This window comes from Paenibacillus sp. FSL R5-0519 (assembly GCF_037974275.1).
Taxonomy (GTDB): Bacteria; Bacillota; Bacilli; order Paenibacillales; family Paenibacillaceae; genus Paenibacillus.
Window position 1 is genome coordinate 1,352,464 of record NZ_CP150234.1, and the last position, 23,486, is coordinate 1,375,949.

The 23,486-nt window shown below is 43.6% G+C and carries 30 protein-coding genes; 28 read left to right on the forward strand and 2 right to left on the reverse strand.

Features of this window, described 5'->3' with window-relative positions:
* The first annotated feature begins 26 nt into the window (after positions 1-26).
* The 9 genes from MKY73_RS05915 (at position 27) to MKY73_RS05955 (ending at position 5,068) form a co-directional block, all read left to right on the forward strand.
* Positions 27-476, forward strand: coding sequence for a GNAT family N-acetyltransferase (locus MKY73_RS05915; RefSeq protein WP_339308502.1), 450 nt, complete (start codon positions 27-29; stop codon positions 474-476).
* A 17-nt stretch (positions 477-493) separates the two neighbouring features.
* A complete protein-coding gene (locus tag MKY73_RS05920) occupies positions 494-922 on the forward strand; it encodes a GNAT family N-acetyltransferase (RefSeq protein WP_339306187.1) in 429 nt (142 codons plus the stop codon).
* 183 nt (positions 923-1,105) lie between these two features.
* Entirely contained in the window at positions 1,106-1,669 is a 564-nt protein-coding gene (locus tag MKY73_RS05925) for a DUF1361 domain-containing protein (protein ID WP_339308504.1), read from the forward strand.
* Positions 1,670-1,698: 29 nt separating this feature from the next.
* Positions 1,699-2,163 carry a hypothetical protein gene (locus MKY73_RS05930; RefSeq protein ID WP_339306189.1) on the forward strand — a complete coding sequence of 155 codons (465 nt, stop codon included), beginning with the start codon at positions 1,699-1,701 and terminating at the stop codon, positions 2,161-2,163.
* 38 nt (positions 2,164-2,201) lie between these two features.
* A complete protein-coding gene (locus tag MKY73_RS05935) occupies positions 2,202-3,146 on the forward strand; it encodes a GNAT family N-acetyltransferase (RefSeq protein WP_339306191.1) in 945 nt (314 codons plus the stop codon).
* Entirely contained in the window at positions 3,143-3,892 is a 750-nt protein-coding gene (locus MKY73_RS05940) for a metallophosphoesterase family protein (protein WP_339306192.1), read from the forward strand. The genes MKY73_RS05935 and MKY73_RS05940 overlap by 4 nt, the downstream gene beginning before the upstream one ends.
* Before the next feature lie 34 nt (positions 3,893-3,926).
* Positions 3,927-4,076 carry a hypothetical protein gene (locus MKY73_RS05945; RefSeq protein ID WP_339236771.1) on the forward strand — a complete coding sequence of 50 codons (150 nt, stop codon included), beginning with the start codon at positions 3,927-3,929 and terminating at the stop codon, positions 4,074-4,076.
* A 16-nt stretch (positions 4,077-4,092) separates the two neighbouring features.
* Positions 4,093-4,608: a DinB family protein gene (locus tag MKY73_RS05950; protein WP_339306194.1), complete on the forward strand. Its 516-nt coding sequence runs from the start codon at positions 4,093-4,095 to the stop codon at positions 4,606-4,608.
* Between the two features lie 40 nt (positions 4,609-4,648).
* Entirely contained in the window at positions 4,649-5,068 is a 420-nt protein-coding gene (locus MKY73_RS05955; protein WP_339306195.1) for an NUDIX domain-containing protein, read from the forward strand.
* Positions 5,069-5,078: 10 nt separating this feature from the next.
* Here the strand turns inward: MKY73_RS05955 and MKY73_RS05960 are convergent, their stop codons facing one another.
* Positions 5,079-5,981 carry an ArsR family transcriptional regulator gene (locus MKY73_RS05960; RefSeq protein WP_339306196.1) on the reverse strand — a complete coding sequence of 301 codons (903 nt, stop codon included), beginning with the start codon at positions 5,979-5,981 and terminating at the stop codon, positions 5,079-5,081.
* Positions 5,982-6,163: 182 nt separating this feature from the next.
* On the opposite strand from MKY73_RS05960, the gene MKY73_RS05965 reads away from it, so the two are divergent.
* The 13 genes from MKY73_RS05965 to MKY73_RS06025 all read left to right on the forward strand — a co-directional run bounded on the left by MKY73_RS05965 (position 6,164) and on the right by MKY73_RS06025 (position 14,892).
* On the forward strand, positions 6,164-7,654 hold the full coding sequence (locus MKY73_RS05965; RefSeq protein WP_339306197.1) for a glycoside hydrolase family 43 protein: 1,491 nt from the start codon (positions 6,164-6,166) through the stop codon (positions 7,652-7,654).
* 97 nt (positions 7,655-7,751) lie between these two features.
* Complete coding sequence (locus MKY73_RS05970; protein ID WP_339306199.1) at positions 7,752-8,324, forward strand: hypothetical protein; 573 nt, start codon at positions 7,752-7,754, stop codon at positions 8,322-8,324.
* Between the two features lie 99 nt (positions 8,325-8,423).
* Positions 8,424-8,969 carry a GrpB family protein gene (locus MKY73_RS05975; protein WP_339306200.1) on the forward strand — a complete coding sequence of 182 codons (546 nt, stop codon included), beginning with the start codon at positions 8,424-8,426 and terminating at the stop codon, positions 8,967-8,969.
* A gap of 47 nt (positions 8,970-9,016) precedes the next feature.
* Entirely contained in the window at positions 9,017-9,439 is a 423-nt protein-coding gene (locus MKY73_RS05980) for a hypothetical protein (RefSeq protein WP_339306201.1), read from the forward strand.
* A 19-nt stretch (positions 9,440-9,458) separates the two neighbouring features.
* Positions 9,459-9,740, forward strand: coding sequence for a hypothetical protein (locus tag MKY73_RS05985; RefSeq protein ID WP_339306203.1), 282 nt, complete (start codon positions 9,459-9,461; stop codon positions 9,738-9,740).
* A 13-nt stretch (positions 9,741-9,753) separates the two neighbouring features.
* Positions 9,754-10,293 (forward strand): GNAT family N-acetyltransferase, encoded by a 540-nt coding sequence (locus tag MKY73_RS05990; RefSeq protein WP_339306205.1) that lies wholly within the window; start codon positions 9,754-9,756, stop codon positions 10,291-10,293.
* 29 nt (positions 10,294-10,322) lie between these two features.
* Positions 10,323-10,802: a DinB family protein gene (locus tag MKY73_RS05995; RefSeq protein ID WP_339306207.1), complete on the forward strand. Its 480-nt coding sequence runs from the start codon at positions 10,323-10,325 to the stop codon at positions 10,800-10,802.
* Positions 10,803-10,842: 40 nt separating this feature from the next.
* Complete coding sequence (locus MKY73_RS06000) at positions 10,843-11,715, forward strand: aminoglycoside phosphotransferase family protein (RefSeq protein ID WP_339306209.1); 873 nt, start codon at positions 10,843-10,845, stop codon at positions 11,713-11,715.
* A 134-nt stretch (positions 11,716-11,849) separates the two neighbouring features.
* Positions 11,850-12,197, forward strand: coding sequence for a hypothetical protein (locus MKY73_RS06005; protein ID WP_339256841.1), 348 nt, complete (start codon positions 11,850-11,852; stop codon positions 12,195-12,197).
* Between the two features lie 234 nt (positions 12,198-12,431).
* On the forward strand, positions 12,432-13,436 hold the full coding sequence (locus MKY73_RS06010; protein ID WP_339306211.1) for an endo-1,4-beta-xylanase: 1,005 nt from the start codon (positions 12,432-12,434) through the stop codon (positions 13,434-13,436).
* A gap of 48 nt (positions 13,437-13,484) precedes the next feature.
* Positions 13,485-13,655: a hypothetical protein gene (locus MKY73_RS06015; RefSeq protein ID WP_339306212.1), complete on the forward strand. Its 171-nt coding sequence runs from the start codon at positions 13,485-13,487 to the stop codon at positions 13,653-13,655.
* A gap of 95 nt (positions 13,656-13,750) precedes the next feature.
* Positions 13,751-13,945, forward strand: coding sequence for a hypothetical protein (locus MKY73_RS06020; RefSeq protein WP_339306214.1), 195 nt, complete (start codon positions 13,751-13,753; stop codon positions 13,943-13,945).
* 128 nt (positions 13,946-14,073) lie between these two features.
* Positions 14,074-14,892 (forward strand): purine-nucleoside phosphorylase, encoded by an 819-nt coding sequence (locus MKY73_RS06025; RefSeq protein WP_339306216.1) that lies wholly within the window; start codon positions 14,074-14,076, stop codon positions 14,890-14,892.
* Positions 14,893-15,014: 122 nt separating this feature from the next.
* Here the strand turns inward: MKY73_RS06025 and MKY73_RS06030 are convergent, their stop codons facing one another.
* Positions 15,015-16,091 carry a LacI family DNA-binding transcriptional regulator gene (locus MKY73_RS06030; protein ID WP_339306218.1) on the reverse strand — a complete coding sequence of 359 codons (1,077 nt, stop codon included), beginning with the start codon at positions 16,089-16,091 and terminating at the stop codon, positions 15,015-15,017.
* A 540-nt stretch (positions 16,092-16,631) separates the two neighbouring features.
* Here MKY73_RS06030 and MKY73_RS06035 point away from each other — a divergent pair.
* The 6 genes from MKY73_RS06035 to MKY73_RS06060 all read left to right on the forward strand — a co-directional run bounded on the left by MKY73_RS06035 (position 16,632) and on the right by MKY73_RS06060 (position 23,169).
* Positions 16,632-17,492 carry an ABC transporter permease subunit gene (locus MKY73_RS06035; RefSeq protein WP_339243173.1) on the forward strand — a complete coding sequence of 287 codons (861 nt, stop codon included), beginning with the start codon at positions 16,632-16,634 and terminating at the stop codon, positions 17,490-17,492.
* Positions 17,493-17,508: 16 nt separating this feature from the next.
* Complete coding sequence (locus tag MKY73_RS06040) at positions 17,509-18,390, forward strand: carbohydrate ABC transporter permease (protein WP_339306220.1); 882 nt, start codon at positions 17,509-17,511, stop codon at positions 18,388-18,390.
* Positions 18,391-18,446: 56 nt separating this feature from the next.
* Complete coding sequence (locus MKY73_RS06045) at positions 18,447-20,054, forward strand: ABC transporter substrate-binding protein (RefSeq protein ID WP_339306222.1); 1,608 nt, start codon at positions 18,447-18,449, stop codon at positions 20,052-20,054.
* 25 nt (positions 20,055-20,079) lie between these two features.
* Positions 20,080-21,552: a glycoside hydrolase family 32 protein gene (locus MKY73_RS06050; protein WP_339306224.1), complete on the forward strand. Its 1,473-nt coding sequence runs from the start codon at positions 20,080-20,082 to the stop codon at positions 21,550-21,552.
* Between the two features lie 28 nt (positions 21,553-21,580).
* Complete coding sequence (locus tag MKY73_RS06055; RefSeq protein WP_339306226.1) at positions 21,581-22,480, forward strand: ROK family protein; 900 nt, start codon at positions 21,581-21,583, stop codon at positions 22,478-22,480.
* 248 nt (positions 22,481-22,728) lie between these two features.
* Positions 22,729-23,169 (forward strand): GNAT family N-acetyltransferase, encoded by a 441-nt coding sequence (locus tag MKY73_RS06060; protein WP_339306228.1) that lies wholly within the window; start codon positions 22,729-22,731, stop codon positions 23,167-23,169.
* Positions 23,170-23,486: the final 317 nt, after the last annotated feature.

Below are 23,486 nucleotides of genomic sequence, written 5' to 3' on the forward strand. Positions count from 1 at the left end.
GCCTGCAAGGAGAGATGATAGTGGATATGGAGCAAGTGACGCTACAACCTATAACCAAAGAAAATGAACTCGAGTGCATCCATCTTAAACCGCGGGAGGATCAGCTCGATTTGGTCGCAAGCAATGCGGATTCATTGATCCATGCGACGAAGGAGATTACGTCCAAACCATATGGCATTTTCGCAGAGGGTCAGATGGCCGGTTTTATTTTGTTTGATAATGAGATCTACAATGATGGGTATTACTGGATTCTGCGCTTCATGATTGATGAGAAGTATCAGGGGAAGGGCTACGGTAGACTTGCTATTCAAGAAGTGATTCGTATGTTGCAAGAGAGAAGTGACTGCCAGCAAATCAGGGTATCGCATGTTCCGCATAACAGTACGGCAAATGCGCTGTATAAGCGTTGCGGATTTCAAGAAACGGGAGAGTTTGAAGAAAACGGTGATATCATTTTAAGTTATCAAGTGAGGTAACAGGGAGGGGAAGCTTGATGATAAGAGAGGCAGAAGCTAGGGATGCAGCGGTTATCGAAAGGCTGTACACAGAATTATTGCCGAACAACCTAAACACAAAGGTGCTGGCAGAACGGATTGAAGAAGTTCGGAATAACCCAAACAGTTTCTTGTTCGTGTATGAATTGGGTGATCAGGTGATCGGCACGGCTCATTTACATATTTGTTTGGATGCTTTGGTGGAAAATAGACCATTCGGCGTAGTTGAGCGGGTTATCATTACGGAACATGTGCAGAGCAAGGGATATGGATCTGAATTGATGAAGTATGTGGAAGACATATGTGTGCAGAAAAATTGTCTAAAGGTGTTTCTGACGAGCGGATCATCCAGACACGAAGCACATCACTTTTATACGAAATTGGGGTATAACGGAGATTCCAGCAAGGCATTTAAAAAGTATTTATAACTTAATGTATAACATTCATAAGGAAAAGGACGCAGAAGCTACGAAATGAAAGATAACCAACATCCGGTTCAAGATCCCAGACTCATCGTCACCTTGCTCGTGGCTACTTGTTGTTGTTTAGGTGTTGTGATGTATTTACGTGCCCAAACAGATACGAATATGTATCGCTTTTTAAGTTGGGATATGTTCCTGGCATGGGTGCCATTCATCATCTCATCCTGCATTAGATACATATTCATTAAGAAATTAACCACAATGAGCGTTATATGTATGTGGTTGATGTGTGCAGTTTGGCTCTTTTTTCTGCCCAATGCGGCCTACCTTTTTACAGAGATCCTGCACTCATTCCGATATTTTGATGCTCAAGGGGAGGTCAGGTTTTGGGTTAATATTGATTTTTGGTATGGACTCACCTTGACGTTTGCTGTAGCAATCATAGGATTGCTGCTCTCAACTTGTTCGATTATTCAAATCCAAGGCATGTTAAATAAATTAATAAATAAGTACATTAGCCTGACGATTGTAGGCATTATTTTGCTGTTGAGCAGTATAGGTGTCTACATTGGCAGATTTAATCGGTGGAATTCGTGGGATGTATTATCCAGGCCCGGGAAAATCTTCGTGGATCTTGCGAATGATTTCAATGCAGCGAACAGCATGATGGTTGAGTTTATCGCCATTGTATTTACGGTTCAACTTTTTGGATACGTTATCGTATCTTTGCTAACCGCAAGGTCTAGCAGTTAATCTTCATTTGAAAGGGCAAAGGATCTGAAATGATGAAATCAATAACAAAGGAAATTACGGAAGAATTGTTGGCCGTGATGGATATGTACAAGAGAATTGCGCGGCAATTAATCAACCAATTGATATTGGAAACCGATCAGCCTGATCGCGAGGAAATACTCGAAGGGGCGTACCATTTGCTGTCCAATGCGGATGTAATCCATGGTGAAGAAGAATTAACGGGAAGTTGGTATTTTGATGTTCACGGTGAGCACTGTATGTTCAAGAATACAGAAACAGGCCAGACATTAGAGGTTTTTCTTGGTAGTCCAGAAGATGTGGGCAACATGGACCCCTACTTTTTTTACAATTTTATCAAAACAACGCCAGAGCTTGCCCACCTGACTTCGTATTTCGAGAATCCGTTTAAGGACATGTTGGATTTCTTTGAACGATTGGAAGCACAGCAGGTATTAGTCCATGTTCACGGGGTGGCGTATAGAAAGGTTCTTTGATTGCTGTACATGTAATTAGAATTGAGGAGGAATGACGTATGAGTTTAACGGAATGGTCTACAGATATTCTTCAATATGATCTGTCGGATGAATATTCGATTCGCAGAGCTGATTTTGCCGAATGGGGATTATTTTGCACGGTTTATTATGATATGCGGTATGTCGGATTTTTCAGAGAAGAAGAGTTCAGCTCTTCCAAGATCAGTGCGTACTGGATTTACAAGGGGGAAAGCAAAATAGGTGGCGTGAGAATGGAGCCTAACCGGATGTATCATTTGTTTTTTATCCCGCCATTCCAGCAGTGCTTTGAGGTATTGAAACTTCTGAAGCATACATTAGTACAGTGGTCGGATCGCACGAAACGCATTCTGACCTTTGAGATTCTTCCAGACCAAGTCGATCTATACGCAAGAGCCGGATTCTGGCCAGTGGAGTTCAGATGTCGCTGGATGCAGCGGCCTACAGATCATTTTGACATCGAATGGGACAGCAGGGTAACGGTGAAGAGTCCAGAGATTATTGAAAGTGAAACCGGCACCAGAACATATGTAAATGAAGATGAAATTGCTCAATGTGACCTGGAGAGTTTTGCAGGAAGTCTTGAAGCTACACGAAGAAAACATACCACTCTTACAGATTTTATCCCAAGCGATGACCCTAATTATACGAATGAGATCCTAACTCAGGCCTCTACACTTGTATACGATAAGGAGACGGGGCAGCTTATTGCCAACTGTCGTCTTTGTCTGCAGGATAATCAGGCTGCCGTATATAGCATAGGGGTTCGACCGGTGTATAGAGGCAGAGGGCTTGCTACACTGATGTTACAGAGAGCTTTGAATGAGCTTAAGGGTAAATATCCTGTTCTGCGATTGTATGTGATGCAGGGGAATGATGCGGAGTCCGTATATCTGAATCTGGGGTTTATTCCGGGAGTACAGGAGGTTCAGACGATGTATATCCCAGAGGAGGAGTCTCAATGAAGGTTGCTATCTTAACCGATATTCATGGCAATGTTCCTGCGCTTCAAGCGGTATTGGCTGATATGGATTCCAGAGGAGACATTAAGCATATATTTTGTTTGGGGGATATGATCGGTATTGGCCCTTACTCCAATGAAGTGATCGAAATGTTGTACAGCCGTAAAAATATGATAGCGATTTCGGGGAATCATGAAGAGGCCGTGTTGAGTTTGCTCCAAAATAAGGGACCATTAGAAGGACATAAAGGTATAGCCGAGCATCATGAATGGGTTGGTCAACATCTAAGTGCGGAATCGATCGAGAGAATTGAGGCTCTACCCAAATTCGTTGAAAAAGAGGTAGAAGGACGTCAGTTCCTTTTGACTCACTATCATATGAACAACGACAAGCTGGATGTCATAGATAAAGAACCATCCGGGACCAAATTGGACACAAGGTATCAGGGGACGGCTCATGATTTGGTTTGTTTTGGTCATCATCATATTCTTCATTATTATAGGACAGATCAACGAATCTATATGAATCCGGGAGCTTTAGGCTGTAACGATCTTGCCATTGCCAGATATGGCATTGTGGATCTCCAAGAGGGAAAAATCGATGTGAAATTCATTGGCGTTCCATATGACAACAGGCAGTATCTGCAATCGTATGAACGGTTGAACGTTCCGGATCGAGCTTTTATTTTGAAGGCATTTCACGGGAATCAGTTGGAAAGAGAAAATATAGACGGTAGTCATCGTTCATAGCAATGTGCTACTACTTTGGGAAGGAGAGCTGCACATGGGAATGATCATTATGTTGGTGGTTTATCTGTTCCTCGGTATTTATGTTGTGAAAGTTGGAATGGATAACTCAAAAAATAGTCAGCACACAAAAGAAATATTATCAGAGTTAAGGGAAATAAAGGACTTATTGAAAGAGCGAAGGTAAAGGAGGAGTGATGACTATGATTCACGACCTACAAGGTGAAGCCAATATGGCACCTGTCGTGGGGATGTTATTATCCGCTGTAACAGAAAATAGCCAACGACTTAAATCAATTACAGAAGGTATGTCGCAAGAAGAGGTAGATTACAGAGGGGAACACAACCAGTTTAATAGTACAGCTCAATTAATCCGACATATTACGTTCGTTGATATAAATTGGGTTTATAGAATAAAGGGAGCAGTCCTTCCTCAGCGTTTAATAGAGCAATATGGCCCTATGATCGATGTGAATAATAGACTTCCGCTGGTTCAAGATGTGGCACGTGACACACTTATCTCTCAATATGAGGGTGTACTAACCCTTCTAAAAGAGACATGCGCACATTTAGCGGATGCTGATCTAGATCGAGTCGTTACTTTTGGACATCAGAACGAAAAGCAAGCTACGATCCGTTGGGGATTATGGCACATGGCTGACCATAACCGTTATCATCAAGCTCATATTAATCAGCTGAGGAAGTGGTTCCAAACATAAGATGATTGCTAATACAAAAAGGGGGAGGGGGATTAAGCACTTGGAAAATAAAATGGTAACTGTCATAAAAGGACTGATCGAAAATGAAGGCAGAGTGTTAATTATAAAGCGTTCATTAATGGATGAGGTGGGCGCAGGAAGTTGGGAAACAGTAGGGGGGAAACTTCACTTCGGAGAAGAGTTGGAAGAGGCCTTGGTTCGCGAAGTTAGAGAGGAAGTTGGCATTAAAGTTCAAATAGATGAATTACTGTATGCTAGTACGTTCTTTACCCATCCCCATCGACAGGTCATTCTTCTAATGTATTTGTGCAGAACCAAAGATCATCAAGTGAATCTTTCAGAAGAACATAGTGAATACAAGTGGGCAACCAGATCTGAATTATATCATTACCTGCCTTATGCAATTACTTCAGATCTGGAGAAATATAATGTTTTTGAGAAAATCAAGTTAATCGATTAGGTGAAAAAAATCAACCCAATACACGAATAACAATATCTTGATCGTGATTACCAAAACCGGCGCCATAGATCGTTAATCCCCCAACGTTGAGGCTCTTTTCGTCAACCGTAAATCGAAGCGTCCAGAACGGCTCGTCCAGCTTAATATCTGCAAGTGTAATGTCAGACATCCGCTCTCCATCCATGTAAGTACCGGAGGTATCGATACGAATGGTCTTTAATAATCCATACTGATTCACATTGCGATGCCACCATTCTGGCGTATACTTGCCGCGCGCTGCCCTGCCGAAGTCGGCAGGGCTTGTCCACGTTCCAAGCGCAACACCGTTAAAGGTGAATTGAATATCTGACAGCCAATGATCCCGTAATCCCGGGGCTTCAGATGCCAGTTCCATCGAGATCTCTATCGCATCTGTATTCTCGTCCGGAAGAACAAAATTAGATGTTTTATATTCAACATAACCTTTCCCAAACCACAAAATTGCAGCGTGTACCCGCTCAGGATCCAGGAAGTAGCGGGGATCGTCCCACACGCCAATCTCTTTCTCAAGTGTCCCTAGCCCACAAGTAGGCTGGATATCAAAAGCAGTATAGTGCCCGACGGATATCGTCTGCTCTCTGGTTCGTGAAGTTCGACTAGCGGATGGCAACTCGATCTCAATATGATTTTGCTTGAGGTAACATAACTTGTGTGTCCCTCCGTTAATCCGAACGCGTCTGCTCCCAATGAGCCCCGCATCCTCCAATTTACGAATGTGCATCGTGACAATGGAGGGGCTAAGCTCTAATGCTGCGGCAATATCCTTCACATTCATTTCACGATCTGCAATCATATCCATGATTCTCCATCTGACTTCGCTTGCCAGCGCCTCATATAAAGGAATGAACTGGAGCTCCCCATTTGCTTTGATCATCTGTACAACAACTCCCTACTCTCAATCTTCTAAAATCACATATATATTAATTTAATTAAATTAGCTCGAAGATGCAATTCAGATTCATTGCAAGTTAATCGCCAATAGTGTTTAATTTTTTTAGTTGCTACGAAGTTGAATTCTTATATTTGTGAATTTTAAATAAGAGATGGAGTGGAGTAATGAGATACAATAACCCTGTTGTAAAAGGTTTCTATCCAGACCCTAGTGTGATTAAGGTACACGACACGTACTACATGGTGTGCAGTTCTTTTCAATACTTTCCTGGCGTACCGCTCTTTGAAAGCAAGGATTTGCTGAATTGGAAGCAGATTGGTCATTGCCTCACTCGTAAAAGCCAGATTCAGCTCGAGACGGTGAACAGCTCCGGAGGCGTATTTGCTCCAACGATCAGGCATAATAAGGGGCGTTTTTATATGGTGACAACGAATGATACAACGCATCAGAATTTCTATGTCTGGACGGACGATATTTACGGAGAATGGTCTGAACCTATTTATGTGGATCAAGGTGGAATTGATCCGGACTTGTATTTTGAAGATGAAAAGACCTTGTTTATGAGTAACGGGGTTGATGATCAAGGCGTTGGAGGAATTGTCCAGTGTGAGATTGAGATCGAAACAGGTCGCAAACTGACACCAGGTCGGACCATCTGGAATGGGACGGGTGGACGATATCTGGAAAGCCCGCATCTTTATAAAATGAACGGTTATTATTACCTGCTTGCAGCCGAAGGCGGCACCGAGTATGGTCATATGGTTACGTATGCACGGGGCACTTCTTCTTCAGGTCCGTTCGAAGCCTATGAACATAATCCGGTTCTGACCAACCGCAATCTGGGCGGTTATGAACTCCAGGGTGTGGGGCATGGTGATCTGGTTCAGGATGATCTGGGAAACTGGTGGCTCTTTCACCTGGGATTCCGGCAGATCGGCAGGTGGGCTACGTACCATCATCTGGGCCGAGAAGTATTTCTGACTCCGATTACGTTTGGTGAAGACGGATGGTTTACAGCCGGGAATGAAGGTACAACACTGACGAGTTTTGAGACTAAACGTATCCCGGACACAGTGATCCAGCAGGATAAGAAGCATTATACGTTTGAAAATACCGACTGGAATCTCGATTGGTGTTACCTTCGTCATCCAAATAAGGACCATTATCAGCTTGAATCAGACAAGCTTACGCTAACAGGAACCGATGTAACGCTGGACATTCCGGCATCCCCTACGTTCATCGGGCTACGTCAGAAAGACTTTAATGCCACGATTTCAGTCGATGTTAGTCTGAGGAATGGGGAGGCCGGTGTTACAATCTATATGGATGAGAATCATCATTATGAAGTGGCAATTCGTCAGGTACAGAACGGCTATAAGGTAATTGAGCGTCTGAATATCGGGGATATCAAATCGATAGAACATGAAGTGGATCTGGGAAATCAACAGCATGCAACGCTGTTGATCCGCTCAAGTCAGGAACGCTACAGCTTCCTGTTTCAAGTAGAGGATGAAGAGATTCTGTTAGGCACGGCACAGACGAGATACCTATCCTCGGAAGTGGCTGGAGGTTTTACAGGCGTACTCATTGGTTTATACGCGAGTGGACAAGATGCTTCGGCTGAGTTTACCAATTTCAAGTGTGAATACCATTAAGACGTGAAGAGGAGGGCCCTAGGGTCCTTCTCTTTTTTAAAGTTTGTGTCAAAATATAGATATATTGATAAATGCTAATAGAAGAGAGGTGTGCAACGTGGAAGTACATTATAAAATGCCAGAATCCTTAGAAGGCATCGTTCGAATGGATACGGTATTACGTAAAAAACATGATGGAACCCTTCAAGATTATATGGGTTTTTATATTAGTTTTAACAATGATGATGATCGATACTATTGTACGCCAGATGATGCCATCATATTTGGAAGAACAGGGGCAGATGGTGATCATTTTGCTTTTTTCACGTTTAATAGATCCATTAGTGATTTGGAAGAGGCTCCGGTTATCTTTATCCAACCTACGGCGTTTGGTAATCAAGTAACTTTAGTGGCCAGAAACTTTAAGGATTTTGTAGCATTGTTTATTAATCTTAAGGAAGTATATGTTTTGGAAAGATTTCGATTTTATAAGAACAAATTAGATTTTATGAATGACTATAACGATAACTATTTGAAAAATATAAGGATGAGAGAGAGTGATCATAAATTAATTATTGAACTGTTGCAAGAGAATATCGAAGGGATAACAGAAATTGATGATGTGTACGAATACATGATTGAATCCCAAAAACAAATAGAACTAGGGATAAACAATGATGATTTTGCATGATATTTATATGACATCACTAAATAATCTAAATGTAACAAAAGGTTAAAAGAACGTGTTGTTTAATTATATAGCTTGATTGGATAACCAAGGAGGAGTTGTATGGAGGATCAATGGAGAATTGCAAAGTATGATCCGGCATGGCCTATTTTGTTTCTCGAAACGGGTTGGAAATTAAGAGAAGCGTTAGGGGAAAAAGCTGTGCGGATTGATCATGTTGGGTCCACTTCCATTGTCGGAATAGACGCCAAACCTATTATCGATATACAAATATCTGTTTCTAATTATGAAAATCTGTTGGACTACAAACGTCAGATCGAAACAGTTAGTTTTGTATTCAGAGCAGAAAATCCAGATAAGACTAAACGTTACTTTCGTGAAGAACCCGGAAACAGAAGGATACATATACACGTTAGACAGGCAGGCAGTTTCTCCGAGCAGATGACCTTGCTGTTCAGAGACTATTTAAGGGAGCATCCAGAAGATTGTTTGAACTATGCGGAAGAAAAGCACAGACTCATGTCATTGTATAAAGATGAGCGTCCCAAATATGTTGAAGGAAAAGGACCGATGGTGTGGAGCATATTACAGAGAGCACATCGTTGGTCTCAAGAAATCGGATGGCAACCGACAAAATCTGACGCATGAGCACATCCAATGAATAGAGATAACTGTATTGGAGTGATGAGATGAACATGGGAAGAAAGCTGATAACAACCGTTCTAACCATCATTTGTTTTACTTTGGCTGCAAGTATCATATCGATGAATGAATCCTACAGTTTTGATTTTTACATTATTATGTATCTGGTATACGCAACTCCGCTGATCGTATTGATCGGGCTACCTTTATCGATATTGCTGGACGATCTGCTCTGCCGAATACAATTCGTTAATCATATGTTGTATCTAAGTACGAGGATATTGGGTTATGCATGTGCTGGAGTTCTAGGGATGTATATCTATTATGTGCTCATGGGAGCAGGAGAAGAAATACTGAATTTCAAAGAGACGTTAGTTCTGACCTTATTAAGTGTTTTTGCTGCTATTTTATTTGTAATGATTGATATGGGGTTGGAAGTTTGGTTACAGGAAGCAGAAAGAGTTGAATTAAACTGATTCGTCAGGAGGAGAGGTATTGGCGATTAACAAAAGAATCATGAATCTATCAGCCTGGCTTGCTGTATTAGCCATCATATGTATTCCTGGAACTTTATATACAGATGATGGACCGCTCCGAACAGAGTATGGTTTCCCGATCCGATTCTTTACGGATTATCATTATGCCAACTCGGACGGAACAATCTGGTTTATATCTGGCATCTCTTTAAATGTACTTCTATATTTGTTCAATGTCCTGTTTATATATGCAGGTATTCATGTAATCTTGTATATTAAAAAGAGATCAACCAGAACGTAAAGATGGAGTGATTATGATGAAACAACTTCCGGTAGAATGGAAGTCAGACAGGCTTGTTATTTCGGACGTGAAAGAATCCGATATTCCTGAACTTCAGTCGATTTATGATACCAGTCGTTACTTACATCAATGGGATGGACGAGAGCATGATCTGGATTATGTGAAAAAATGTTTTGGAGAAGGCCACCTTCCACCGGGAGGCAGGCTGGAGAATTATCGAATTCAATCCATTCGTACGGCTGAGGATGATCGCAACATTGGTTTGTTAAGTGTGTACCACGGTTATCCTTCTGACGATTCGCTATATCTTGAGTTTCTGTATATTCAGAGTGAAATCCAGAAGCAGGGATATGGACAAGAATTAATTCAGGCACTGACTCTCCATTGTTCCGAGCTAAGTTACAAGGAATTTCGAATTAACGTCGCGCTCAAAAATTGGCCTGCATTACGCTTCTGGATCAAATCCGGATTCGATCAGATCAGCGGAATTTATGGAGATTTTGAACACTCTAATGATACCTTTGCCAATACAGAATTGATTAAATCTCTCTGAAAACATAGCCGATAAAGGGGGATATACCAATGGAAACTTTCTTTCGTTACAACTGGATCGTGCGTGAGCAATGGTATACCTGGTGTGAAGATGTACCGCTTGAAGAACTGCTTCGGCCCCGTACGGGCGGAGTAGGTAACATATTACAAACGCTGTTTCATATCATTGATGTAGAGTGGAGCTGGCTTCAGTTACTTCAGGGTAAACCGGATGATGCCGAAGATTTTGCAAACTACCAGAACCTTGAGGCGGTAAGACAATTGGATCGCAGATTACGTCCGGATGTGGAGGCATTTGTTACAGCATGGGAGCCGAGTATGGAAAAAAGAGCTTATATTGATCACCGCTCAGGTGGCAATGTCGCTACAGATTCATGGGGAGAAGTCATGCGACATGTGGTCGCCCATGAGATTCACCATATGGGACAGCTATCGGTATGGGCACGAGAATTGGGCAAGCAGCCAGTATCCGCCAATGTCATTGGCAAAGGCCTGATTATACCTGACTAACCGGAAAGACGGTCATAACATGGAGGAAGGAGGAGAACGTTTGACTACCGAACTTAGCCAGATGAACTGGACTCAACTGGATGAACGTGTCCAGCAAATGATTGAACAGGAGTATCACATCATTCCCATGACACCTGGATTGGAAGCTAGCGTGATGAGAATCGAAATGGAAGATCAGCGGTACGTATTGAAAGTCTGGGACAAGGATTCCAAACCGGATATCGCCCAACAATATCGATTATTGTCCAAGCTTTATCAAAGTGGAATTCGTGTTTCTAGACCCTACGGTTGGGGATTAGACGACCAACAGAATCAAGTGCTGTTAACGAGTTATGATGGAGAGCCAATTACCCAATTAACACAAAGCAAACTGACACATTTGGCTGAGCGATTGATGGAGGTCCATCGGTATCCGGTGAATGAAATGAATACTGGAGAAGATGGAGAATACATATTCAAAACCGAGTTTGTTCAATACTTTTTTCCTCAAATTGAATTACATGACGATATAAATGATCTTCTAACAAACTTGATTCAGCAGGTCCAGATCAGACAGGAATGTCTGATTCATGGCGATTATAATCTGGGAAACATTCTTGAAATGGACGGTCATTACACCATTATCGATTGGACTAATGGGCAGTATGGTGATCCAAGGTACGATATGGCATGGTCTGTTTTTCTTATCAACATCTATAATGGGGAACGTTACGGCGAGATGTATCACGCTAAATTTGCACGTTCTGCAAGTTATACCTACACGCTGGAAGAGGAGCAGGTTTTTGACGCGATAGCTTGCCTGCGCTGGATTCTGTTAAGGCGCGTTGGGGATGTACCCATGGGGCCAGATGTCATGGAAAGGGTTCACAGCATGGTTGTCCGTAACCCATATTTGAATGAACACCTGCTGTAATCGTAATACGGGGATACACAATGACGACAGTATACGATTAAGTAATAGAAAGACCACTTTTTTAAATAAAATAAACAGCCAGTCCTAAACTAGCGATCCTCGCATACCTTTGATAATAGAGGAGCGTGATCGATATGGAACAGAAAGTGCAATCTTACTTTGAACTGAAGCAGCAGCAAAAAGATATTGAGCAACAGTTGTCTGTACTACGGGATGAGATTGTCGCGTATTGTGCAGAACAAGGAGTCTATGAGACGCAGGTTGGTGGTTACACCGTGAAAACAGTGCTTCAGAACCGCAAAGAATATGATGATCAGAAGCTGTATGCTTCTCTTCCAGACCCGGACATCTGGCGATTGTTGTCCAAGGTAGACAGCCATAAGCTGAAAAGCCTCATCAAGCTGAACATTCTGTCCGAGGAACAAATTAACCCGGCATGCACCGTGAAACAGGTGACGTTGTTACAGGTGGACAAGCTGTAACATTTCACTTCGCACTGGAGTTGAATTAAACGGAACATCACGATAACATGGCACCTTCCACGAAATAGTTTTGTTGCTATGAGCAGCTGAACGAATGTGGAGGTGTTTTTGTTTTGCGAACAGGGCGCAAGATTCATAAATAGTTAAATATGAGGGGGAAGAAGTATAATTTGTTCATTGTAAGCGTATTCAACAAAAGATATGATGGATAAAAATGGGTAGGGGGAATTGTATATGTCGACGGAAATTCCATCATTACATGCTGCTTATGCCAACAAGTTCAAAATAGGTGCTGCTGTACATACAGGCATGTTGCAGTCCGAAGGGGAATTTATCGCCAAACACTTCAATAGCATCACGGCTGAAAATCAGATGAAATTTGAAGAAATCTACCCGGAAGAGGATCGTTATACATTTGAGGCGGCGGATAAAATTGTTGATTTTGCTGTTGCCCAAGGGATTGGGGTTCGCGGACATACTTTGGTCTGGCATAATCAGACATCGAAATGGGTCTTTGAGGATACCTCAGGTGCTCCTGCTTCCAGAGAACTGTTATTATCTCGCTTGAAGCAACATATTGATACGGTAGTAGGTCGGTATAAGGGGCAAATATATGCATGGGATGTCGTCAATGAAGCGATTGAAGATAAGACCGATCTCTTCATGCGGGACACAAAGTGGCTGCAACTCGTGGGAGAAGACTATCTGCATCAAGCATTCAGCATGGCTCATGAAGCAGATCCCAATGCCCTTCTTTTCTATAATGACTACAATGAGACCGATCCGGTCAAACGGGAGAAAATATACAATTTGGTTCGGTCTTTGCTGGATAAGGGAGCGCCTGTACATGGAATCGGTATGCAGGGGCACTGGAATATTCATGGTCCTTCAATTGAGGAGATCCGAATGGCGATTGAGCGTTATGCTTCACTGGATGTACAGTTGCATGTTACGGAGCTGGATATGTCGGTGTTTCGTTATGAGGATCGTCGAACCGATCTTACTGCGCCCACTCCGGAAATGGCTGAGCTACAGGAGCATCGATATGAAGAAATCTTCGATCTGTTCCGGGAATATAAATCATCCATTACCTCAGTGACTTTCTGGGGAGTAGCGGACAATTACACCTGGTTGGATCATTTCCCGGTACGTGGACGTAAAAATTGGCCTTTTATATTTGATCAACAGTTGCAGCCAAAGGAATCATTTTGGCGTATAATTCAAGATAACGAAAAATGAAGATGTTTGCGTATCGAATCGAATTTCTGTCTGAAATGAGATGAGTATATGGATCGCATCCGCAATTATCTGATGACATTTGTAGGGAACTTGGTAGTAACCTATTTCATTTTTGAAGAGGGCACACTGGCCAAGCCGATGATGTTTGCCACACTCATGATGTTACTGATCATGTTGATCGATTACGTGAAAAGCAGGAACACATATTCACTGGAGTAGCATATTCGATGAGCTTAAGCGATCCTGTGACACAGGGTCGTTTTTTTTTATGAAAAGAAAAATGCATGTTAGGCTGATAACAGGGAGGCCGTGATTTGTTACGGAAACAATCCAAACAATGGGTTGAACAACAGGCAGATGGCCTGAAGTCTCTTCATATATCCACTGAGCAGATTAACCATTCCGTTTACAGTGAAGGCATCATTCCCGATCCTTCTACTGGATTCGTACATGAATCGGGGTGTGCCATCGGTCAGGTAACGGTTTGGGAGTCTGGACAAAAGCCTTGACCGGGATTGACTAGGTTCTCCCTGCAATGATTCGGATAACAGCTTCCATTTACATCAGGACCATTGTTCATTACACTTGATGAGTAAGACCTCATTAACTCAATTGAGATCATCAGGAGGATATCATTATGCATCAATCCGCACATATTCAGGAAGCAAGAGATTACATATTAAACCGAATCCATACCAAACCTGCCATAGGCATGATTCTGGGTTCGGGGCTGGGAGCGCTCGCGGACGAGATTGAAAATGCGACCGTTATCCCGTATACAGAAATTCCTTACTTTGCACAATCCGAGGCAATCGGTCATGCCAATGAATTGGTTATTGGGGATCTGATGGGCAAAACGGTTGTAGCGATGAAAGGTCGCCTTCATTACTATGAAGGTTTTACACTGGATGAAGTGACATTCCCGGTCCGCATCATGAAGGCGCTGGGTGTCGAGCAATTGCTTATCACCAATGCCTGCGGAGCAATCAATACAAGCTTTGAGCCAGGTCAACTGATGCTCATTACAGATCATATTAACCTGGTAGGCAATAACCCATTGATGGGACCAAATAATGCTGAACTGGGTGTGCGCTTCCCGGATGTGTCCCAAGTATACAATCGCGAACTGCGCAGCATTGCCCTTAAAGTTGCAGAAGCACAGAATGTTGGCCTGCAGCAAGGTGTCTATGCATGGTGGAGTGGTCCGGCATATGAGACACCAGCCGAGATTCGCATGATTCGTACGATGGGTGCGGATGCAGTGGGCATGTCCACAGTACCTGAAGCCATTGTTGCCATTCATGGCGGTATGAAGGTTCTGGGCATATCCTGTCTGACCAACATGGCCTGTGGCATCCTGGATCAGCCGTTAAGTCATGACGAAGTCATTGAAGTGGCTGCGCAAGTGAAAACAACCTTTATTGGGCTGGTAAAAGGTATCTTGAAAGAGATCTAATCGCGAGATGATTTCTATTCTGGACAGCGCTGGACAGGTTAAAGTCCCCATACAGCCAGCCAAGTCGAAAACACCAAAAAACGTATGCTTCACGAGTTGTTACTCGTGAGACATACGTTTTTTTATTTTGCCGAACCATGAACCATCTGAGAATGATCGGCCATGATTGCTGGCGTAGACTCCCTGATGATGGGTTTGGTCACAATATGTGAGACCTGATACGGCTGTGTCGGGCTATTAATCCGGGATAACAGCATCTCCGCAGCCTTAATCCCCATCTCATTGCTGTAAATATGAACGGTCGTTAATGCAGGCTCAATAATTCGGGATTGGGGTGCATTATCGAATCCGCATATCGCAACATCCTGCGGAACGGAAACACCTCTGGCTTTCAAAGCCCTGACCAGATCGACGGCAAGAAAATCATTAGCGCATACGTAAGCGGAAGGTAAGGAAGTCAGCTCTGCCACCCGCTGGTTCAACCATCCTGGCTTGGAGAAGCATAGGCGATCATTATCTAGAATGCAATGAGATAGGTCTACCTGCAACCCTGATTCAAGCATAGCTCGGTGATATCCAACCCATCGTTCATTAAAGCTCTTACAGTGATTGTAGTCTCCAACAAATCCGATACTTGTGTAGCCGCTCTCAATTAATTTTGTGGTGATCTGATAGATGCTGTGTTCATTCTCCATAAGGAGCAGATCTGCATGGAATTCGGGATAACATATGTTGGACGCGCAATCGATAAAGATGGTGGGGATGCCCAGATCCGTAATGAGCTGAGTATATTCCAGATCAAATAATTCAATGCATATGATGCCGTCTACTTTGGCGATATCAAAATTGTTGGGAAGTGTAAGCGCGTCTTGATCTTCTTCACGCACGATATGAATCGAGAGATTGTATCCCTCCGCACTGATTCTTCTCTCCAAACCGCTGATTAACAACGAACCAAAGTGAGATGTATTCGGCAGGTTTTCAGTTAACAAGGCGATATTGCCTGGGGCCTTGGTTAAAACATGTTCATTTTCCATATAGGCAAACTGTTTATATTTAAGTTCAATTGCTTTTTTAATTACACGGTTTCTAGTCTCATCCGGGATGTTTCCGCTATCGTTTAATGCTTTGGAAGCCGTATTCCTGGAGATCCCCAAAGCATCAGCGATGTCTTGTATCGTGACTTTTTCCTTTGCCATCTAATGCTTCACCTCTACTCATCAATAGTCATCCATATTCTTCTCTAAGTCAAATGTATAATAGAATGGCACAAATAGCAATCTTAACTTTACAAATGCACAATTCTGTTTACAATTCGGGACACAAATTTCATTTTTATAATTGCTCCAAAATTTTTGTTACAAGTGTAATGTGATTGGATGAATATCAGCGATGATAAAGAAGTATCTATGTTGATATCACCGAATTGGTGCTGATTATATGCAATTTTAGCGTGTTAAATTTACATTTAGGTAAGAAGAAATGATCAAATGCACAAATTATTTTTTACAAAATGTATTGACTAAATTCATTGAAATCTGCTAAATTGTAAATTATCAAATAGGCAATTGTAAATATTGAAAGCCCTTACCGAAAACAATTGTCAACTTCAAGAATGGAACGGAGGTAGCGTGTTGGATAACATAGTGGACACCAAAAAGGGCAGGGGAAGGGTTGTGAAAGTGAGGACGACCAATGGTCACAGGTTGCAGCAGCTTAAAAAGAATTACTTTTTATATATGTTGCTCGCACCAGCCTTAATCTTGACCCTTATCTTCAAGTACATCCCGATGTATGGAGCCATCATTGCGTTTAAGGATTTCAGTCCGATCAAAGGCATTATGGGCAGTGATTGGGTAGGACTGAAGCATTTTGAGAAATTTATAGCTTCTCCCAATTTCGATATCATTTTAATGAATACGCTTAAACTCAGCTTTTTGGGATTGATATTCAGTTTCCCGGTGCCCATTCTACTTGCACTCATGCTGAATCAGGTACGCAAAGCTGGCGTGAAGAAAAATATCCAACTGTTTCTGTATGCACCCAATTTTATCTCGGTTGTTGTGGTGGTGGGTATGCTGTTCATCTTCCTCTCACCGACAGGGCCGATTAATCAATTAGCGACCTGGATCACAGGTCAGCCAATTATGTTCATGTCTGAACCGGAATATTTCCGCTGGATCTATATTTTGTCCGATATCTGGACCGGAGCCGGCTGGGCTTCCATCATTTACGTTGCGGCTTTGGCCAATGTTGATCCGGAGCTTCACAATGCGGCTAATCTGGATGGAGCCAATCTCCTTCAGCGTATTCGCCACATTGATCTTCCAACGATTCGTCCAATTATGGCTATCGTCTTTATCCTTGCAGCGGGTGGCATTATGTCCATTGGATTTGAGAAGGCCTATCTGATGCAGACGTCCATGAACCTGCCTTCCTCCGAGATTATTGCCACGTATGTCTACAAGGTGGGGCTACAGTCTGGAGATTACGCTTATTCTGCGGCAGTTGGATTGTTCAACTCGGTGATCAATGTGATTTTGCTGGTGACGGTGAATCTGATTGTGAAGAAATTGAATGAAGGCGAAGGCCTCTATTAGGAAAGGAGTATTATCCATGGTTGTTAAACACACGGGAATGGATCGATTGATCCTCACACTCAATGCCATCTTTCTCACCTGTGCTGTACTGGTTGTGGTTGTTCCCCTGATTTATATTGTTATCGCCTCATTCATGGACCCCACGGTGTTACTGAATCGTGGACTGTCCTTTAATGTATCGGACTGGAGTCTGGACGGATATCAGATGATTTTGTCCAATCCAGCCATGATCCGGGGGTTTGTAAATGCGGTATTGTACTCGGTTTCCTTTGCACTGATTACCGTGACCGTATCCATATTTGCAGGTTATGCATTGTCGGATGAGAGGCTCGCGGGACGTGGATTTTTCATGATTATCTTCATCATTACGATGTTCTTCGGCGGGGGACTGATCCCTACCTATCTACTTATTCGTAATCTTGGCATGCTGGATACGGTGTGGGCAATCATCATCCCTGGAGCCGTTAACGTCTGGAACATCATTCTCTCCAGAACCTTTTTCAAAGGAGTCCCTCGGGAGCTGAAAGAAGCTGCAAACGTGGATGGCGCCTCCGAGATGAAAATTTTCTTCCAGATCGTCATTCCGTTGTCGAAGCCCATCATATTTGTACTCGCCCTTTATGCTTTCGTTGGGCAATGGAATTCCTACTTTGATGCGATGATCTATCTGGACAATCCGAATCTCCATCCGTTACAGCTCGTCCTGCGCTCCATTCTGATTCAGAATCAGGCTGCACCAGGTATGATCAGTGACCAACTCGCGATGGCGGAACTGAAACGACTCTCGGAGATGATTAAATATTCAGCCATTGTCATTTCGAGTCTGCCACTCATCATCATGTACCCGTTCTTCCAGAAGTATTTCGAAAAAGGTGTCATGGTTGGTTCCCTCAAATAGGGAACAGTCAGCCATATAGCAAGTTTGATCCAACCCAATCCATGGAGGTCATTATTATGAAAAAAGTGAACAAGTCCAGAAAAGCCGTTACAACGGCATCCATTTCCATGTTATCTGCGATGCTCTTTCTAACCGCCTGTGGCGGGGGGGGAGGCGGCGCGGCAAGTGAGGCGCAATCACCTGATGGCAAGGTGACATTGAATTTTATAACACAGAGCTCTCCGCTGGCTCCCGCTGATCCGAACGACAAGCTGATTAATAAGCGACTCGAAGAGAAAACCAATGTGCATATCAACTGGAAGAACTATACGAGTGATGTGTTTGCTGAAAAAAGAAACCTGGCAGTAGCCAGCGGTGATTTGCCGGATGCCATATTTGATGCAGGTTATGGGGATTATGATCTCCTGAAACTGGCGAAGGACGGGGCGATCATTCCACTTGAGGACATGATTGAACAATATATGCCTAATCTGCAAAAGGTGCTGGAGGAAGCTCCCGAATACAAGAGCATGATCACGGCTCCGGACGGACATATCTATTCCTTCCCATGGATTGAAGAACTCGGAAGTGGCAAACAACGGATTCAGGCAGTGGATAACTTGCCCTGGATTAATGTGGAATGGCTGAACAAGCTCGGGCTGAAGATGCCAACGACAACCGAAGAGTTGAAAGAAGTGCTGATCGCGTTCAAAACCCAAGATCCCAACGGCAACGGCAAGGCCGACGAAATTCCATTGTCTTTTATTAACAAGCCAGGCGGAGAAGATCTGACATTTCTCTTTGCGGCATTTGGACTCGGAGAGAACTGGGATCATACTGTAGTAACCAATGATGGGAAAGTGGTCTTCACGGCAGCTGATGCAGGTTACAAGGACGCGGTTAAGTACATTCATGAACTGGTTCAGGAAGGTCTGATCGACGTTGAATCGTATCAGCAGGATTGGAACACGTATCTGGCAAAAGGCAAGGACAACAAGTACGGTATGTACTTCACATGGGATAAAGCCAACATTACAGGCATGAATGATACGTATGATGTTCTGCCTCCAATTGCCGGACCTGATGGAGAGATTAATGTCACAAGAACAAATGGCATCGGTCTTGATCGTGGTCGCATGGTCATTACCAGCAGCAATAAAAACCTCGAATCCACAGCAAAGTGGGTAGACCAATTGTACGATCCGCTCCAATCTGTGCAGAACAACTGGGGTACGTATGGAGACGAGAGTCAGCAAAATATATTTGAATTCGATGAAGCCAAGGGCATGTTGAAGCATCTTCCGCTGGAAGGCTCTGCACCTGTAGAACTCAGGCAAAAGACAAGTATCGCGGGACCATTGGCCATCCTCGACAGTTATTATGACAAATACACCACCAAACCGGAAGATGCTGCATGGCGTATGGAACTGCTCGATAAATATATGGTTCCACACATGAAAGCAGATAACGTCTATCCAAGCGTGTTCTTCTCAATCGATGAACTCGACCGCCTTTCCACCATTGAGACTGATTTGTTCGCCTATGTGTTGCGTCTGCGTACAGAATGGTATCAGAACGGGAAAGTAGATCAGGAATGGGATGCTTATCTGAAAGAGCTGGATCGCCTTGGATTGCAAGAATGGCTGCAGATTAAACAAGCGGGATATGACCGTAACAACCAATAAAGAAAAGTACGGAGGAGAAACCATAATGTCGACGATTCTACAACAAGATTACCGCAATGAATACCATTTTTCACCGAAAGAGAAGTGGATGAACGACCCGAACGGCATGGTGTTTTTCAATGGAGAGTATCACTTGTTCTATCAGTATCATCCGTTTGGTACCACATGGGGACCGATGCATTGGGGGCACGCCGTGACCCGAGATCTCGTCACTTGGGAGGAACTTCCTGTAGCTCTTGCACCAGATGAACATGGCATGATCTTCTCCGGCAGTGCGGTGGTGGACTGGAACAATACGTCGGGATTCTTCGAAGATGAGCCGGGGTTGGTTGCTATTTTCACACATCATCTGGAAGTGCCGAATGAGCAACCTGTTCAGCGTCAGAGTCTGGCGTATAGCAAAGACAGTGGCAGAACCTGGACCAAGTACGAGGGTAATCCGGTATTAACGCACGAATCCTTTGTAGATTTCCGTGATCCCAAAGTATTCTGGCATGAGCAGACCAAAGAATGGATTATGATAATCGCATGTGGTCAAACGGTATGTCTGTATCGTTCTCCCAATCTGAAGGATTGGACGCTAGGAAGTGAATTTGGCGAAGGGATCGGTTCACACGATGGTGTGTGGGAATGTCCGGACCTGTTCCCACTTGCAGTGGATGGAGAATCGGGGCAGGAGAAGTGGGTAATGCTCGTCAGCATTGGTGCAGATCCTGCTTGTATAGAAGGCTCCAGAACGCAATATTTCATCGGGAATTTTGATGGAACTACATTTGTCCCAGATGAGGAATCTCATACGATTCGCTGGATTGATCATGGCCGGGATAACTACGCGGGCGTTAGTTGGTCCGACATTCCGGCTGAAGATGGCAGACGCTTGTTCATGGGTTGGATGAGCAACTGGATGTATGCCAACCAGACGCCAACCGAAGATTACCGTGGAGCCATGACCATTGCACGAGAGTTGACACTGGAGACAAGAGCGGGAGAAGTTATATTGATTCAACGTCCTGCACGTGAACTTGAGCAAGCCCGTACGACAGTATTGTCCCTACAGGATGCTTCGATTCAGCAAGTGAGTGAGCAGTTGAACGCGTTGCAACTAGTGAACTATGAGATTCACGCGGAGTGGGCTTCGGATCAGTCGTTTCATTTTGCACTAAGAAGTGGAGCAGATAACGAAACGTTCGTTGGCGTAGACGCCAACACCGGTGAAGTGTATATCGATCGTAGTGGATCGGGTATCGGCGATTTTCATGAACATTTCTTGGGCCGCCATACAGCTGAGTTAAAAACGGTGAGTGGGAATCACTCTTTGCGTATCTTTGTAGATCATTCTTCTGTGGAAGTATTTGCGAATGATGGTCAGGCGGTTATCACGGATCTGATCTATCCGGATGTGGATTCCAAGGGCATCTCTGCTCATGCCGAAAATACGGATCTGGTATTCACTTCACTCCAACTCTATGAGATATCACCGTCCAAGGCTAAAGATTAATAGTAATGAAGGAAAGGAGTCCAGAACGATGCGTATTGGAGCTATAGAAGCGGGCGGAACGAAGTTTGTATGTGGTGTAGGGAATGAGCATGGACAGATTGAAGATCGGATCAGCTTTCCAACAGAACATCCGGAGATAACACTTACCAAGGTAATCGACTATTTCAGGGATAAAGGTGTGGAATCCATGGGAATCGGCTCCTTTGGTCCGATTGATCTGCAACCGGATAGTCCGACCTATGGTTATATTACGACCACACCTAAGCCTGGGTGGGGAAACTGTAATGTGGTTGGAACCTTAAAGCATGAATTTCCGGTTCCTATCGGATGGGATACGGATGTGAATGCTGCCGCGCTGGGTGAAGTGACATGGGGAGCGGCGCAAGGGCTGGACAACTGTGTATATTACACAATCGGCACAGGCGTTGGTGTTGGACTTGTAGCAGGGGGCCAACGAGTACACGGATTGTTACATCCGGAGGGTGGACATATTCGAACAAGACGCCATCCAGACGATCACTTTGCTGGATTATGCCCGTACCATGGCGATTGCCTGGAGGGAATGGCTGCAGGACCAGCCATAGAAGCGCGTTGGCAAAGTCCCGGCAGTGAACTGCCGGCAGATCATCCGGCATGGGAGATCGAATCCTTTTACATTGCGGAGTCGATCACCACGGCCATTCTGCTTCATTCGCCGCAAAAGATCATCCTGGGCGGTGGTGTGATGCAGCAAGATCATCTGTTTCCACTGATCCGGGAGCAGATTGTACGGAATTTGAATGGTTATGTGAATGCAGCTTCAATCACGCAACATATCGATCAATATATTGTGCAGCCCGGATTGGGCCAGCATGCAGGCCTGTGTGGTGCGCTCGCATTGGGTCTGGAAGCATTGCACCATGCAGCAAAAGCGTCACATGCTTCGTAGTTTTCTTAAATAACCTACATCCAAAAGGGACGGTTGCGGTTCGCTTATTTGTATAAGCAAGACTGCATTGTCCTTTTTGGGCTTTTTTTATTTTGCGGAGATAAATATCTTTGGAAAATATATTACGTTCTAAAAATCCGCTGTTGCTCAAGTGAGCTGCCAAAGGTATGATTTTGAAGTGTCTTATCCCTATAGTGAGATAAGACATCCAAAATCTAGTGTGGCTCTAATAGAAAGGAATCCAACCAATGAATTCAATAACAATGCGTCAAGCTGTACAGGCAGACCAAGAGCCACTCGCTGATTTGCGAGCCTTGGTACTTTACGATGATCTAACCAGGCTGGGAAGGTACGATGATGTGAACGTACGTGAACGTTTCCGAAATACATTCGACGCTGTCCATACGCGGATTATTGAAGTGGAGGGATCAATGGTAGGTTGCGTAGCATTGAAGCCCAAGGATGAGATATATCTATTGGAACATTTCTACATACATCCCGATTATCAAGGTCAGAGAATAGGAACTAAGGTGCTGCACATGCTGCTGGAACAGGATGAAGTTCAGGGGAAACGAGTTACTTTAAATGTATTGCAGGGAAGCCCTGCTCGTCGATTGTATGAACGATTTGGATTTATGTTGGATAGTGAAGATGAAGTGGACGTATTTATGTCTGTCCAAGTGCAGTAATTTTGACTATACATCTATATAAGTTGAACTATTCTTTTACACAGAAACGGAGAGGACAGAAGAAAACTGGAAAAGCGAAGCGTTCGCCTTTATCAGCGGATTTTACCCTTGAGAAAAGGGAATCAAAAAAATCTGGGGATAACAGCGATTGGAAGGTTGTTCTGTCATCGTAGTGTCAGTGTAAATAATTTTTAGTTCAAGTTATATAACAGACCCATTCATTTAATTCTTGAATGGGTCTATTGAACTTTTCTATTATACTTTCCGATGACGGTACCTTAATATGGATAATAACCTACTTTTTATATAGGAATTAT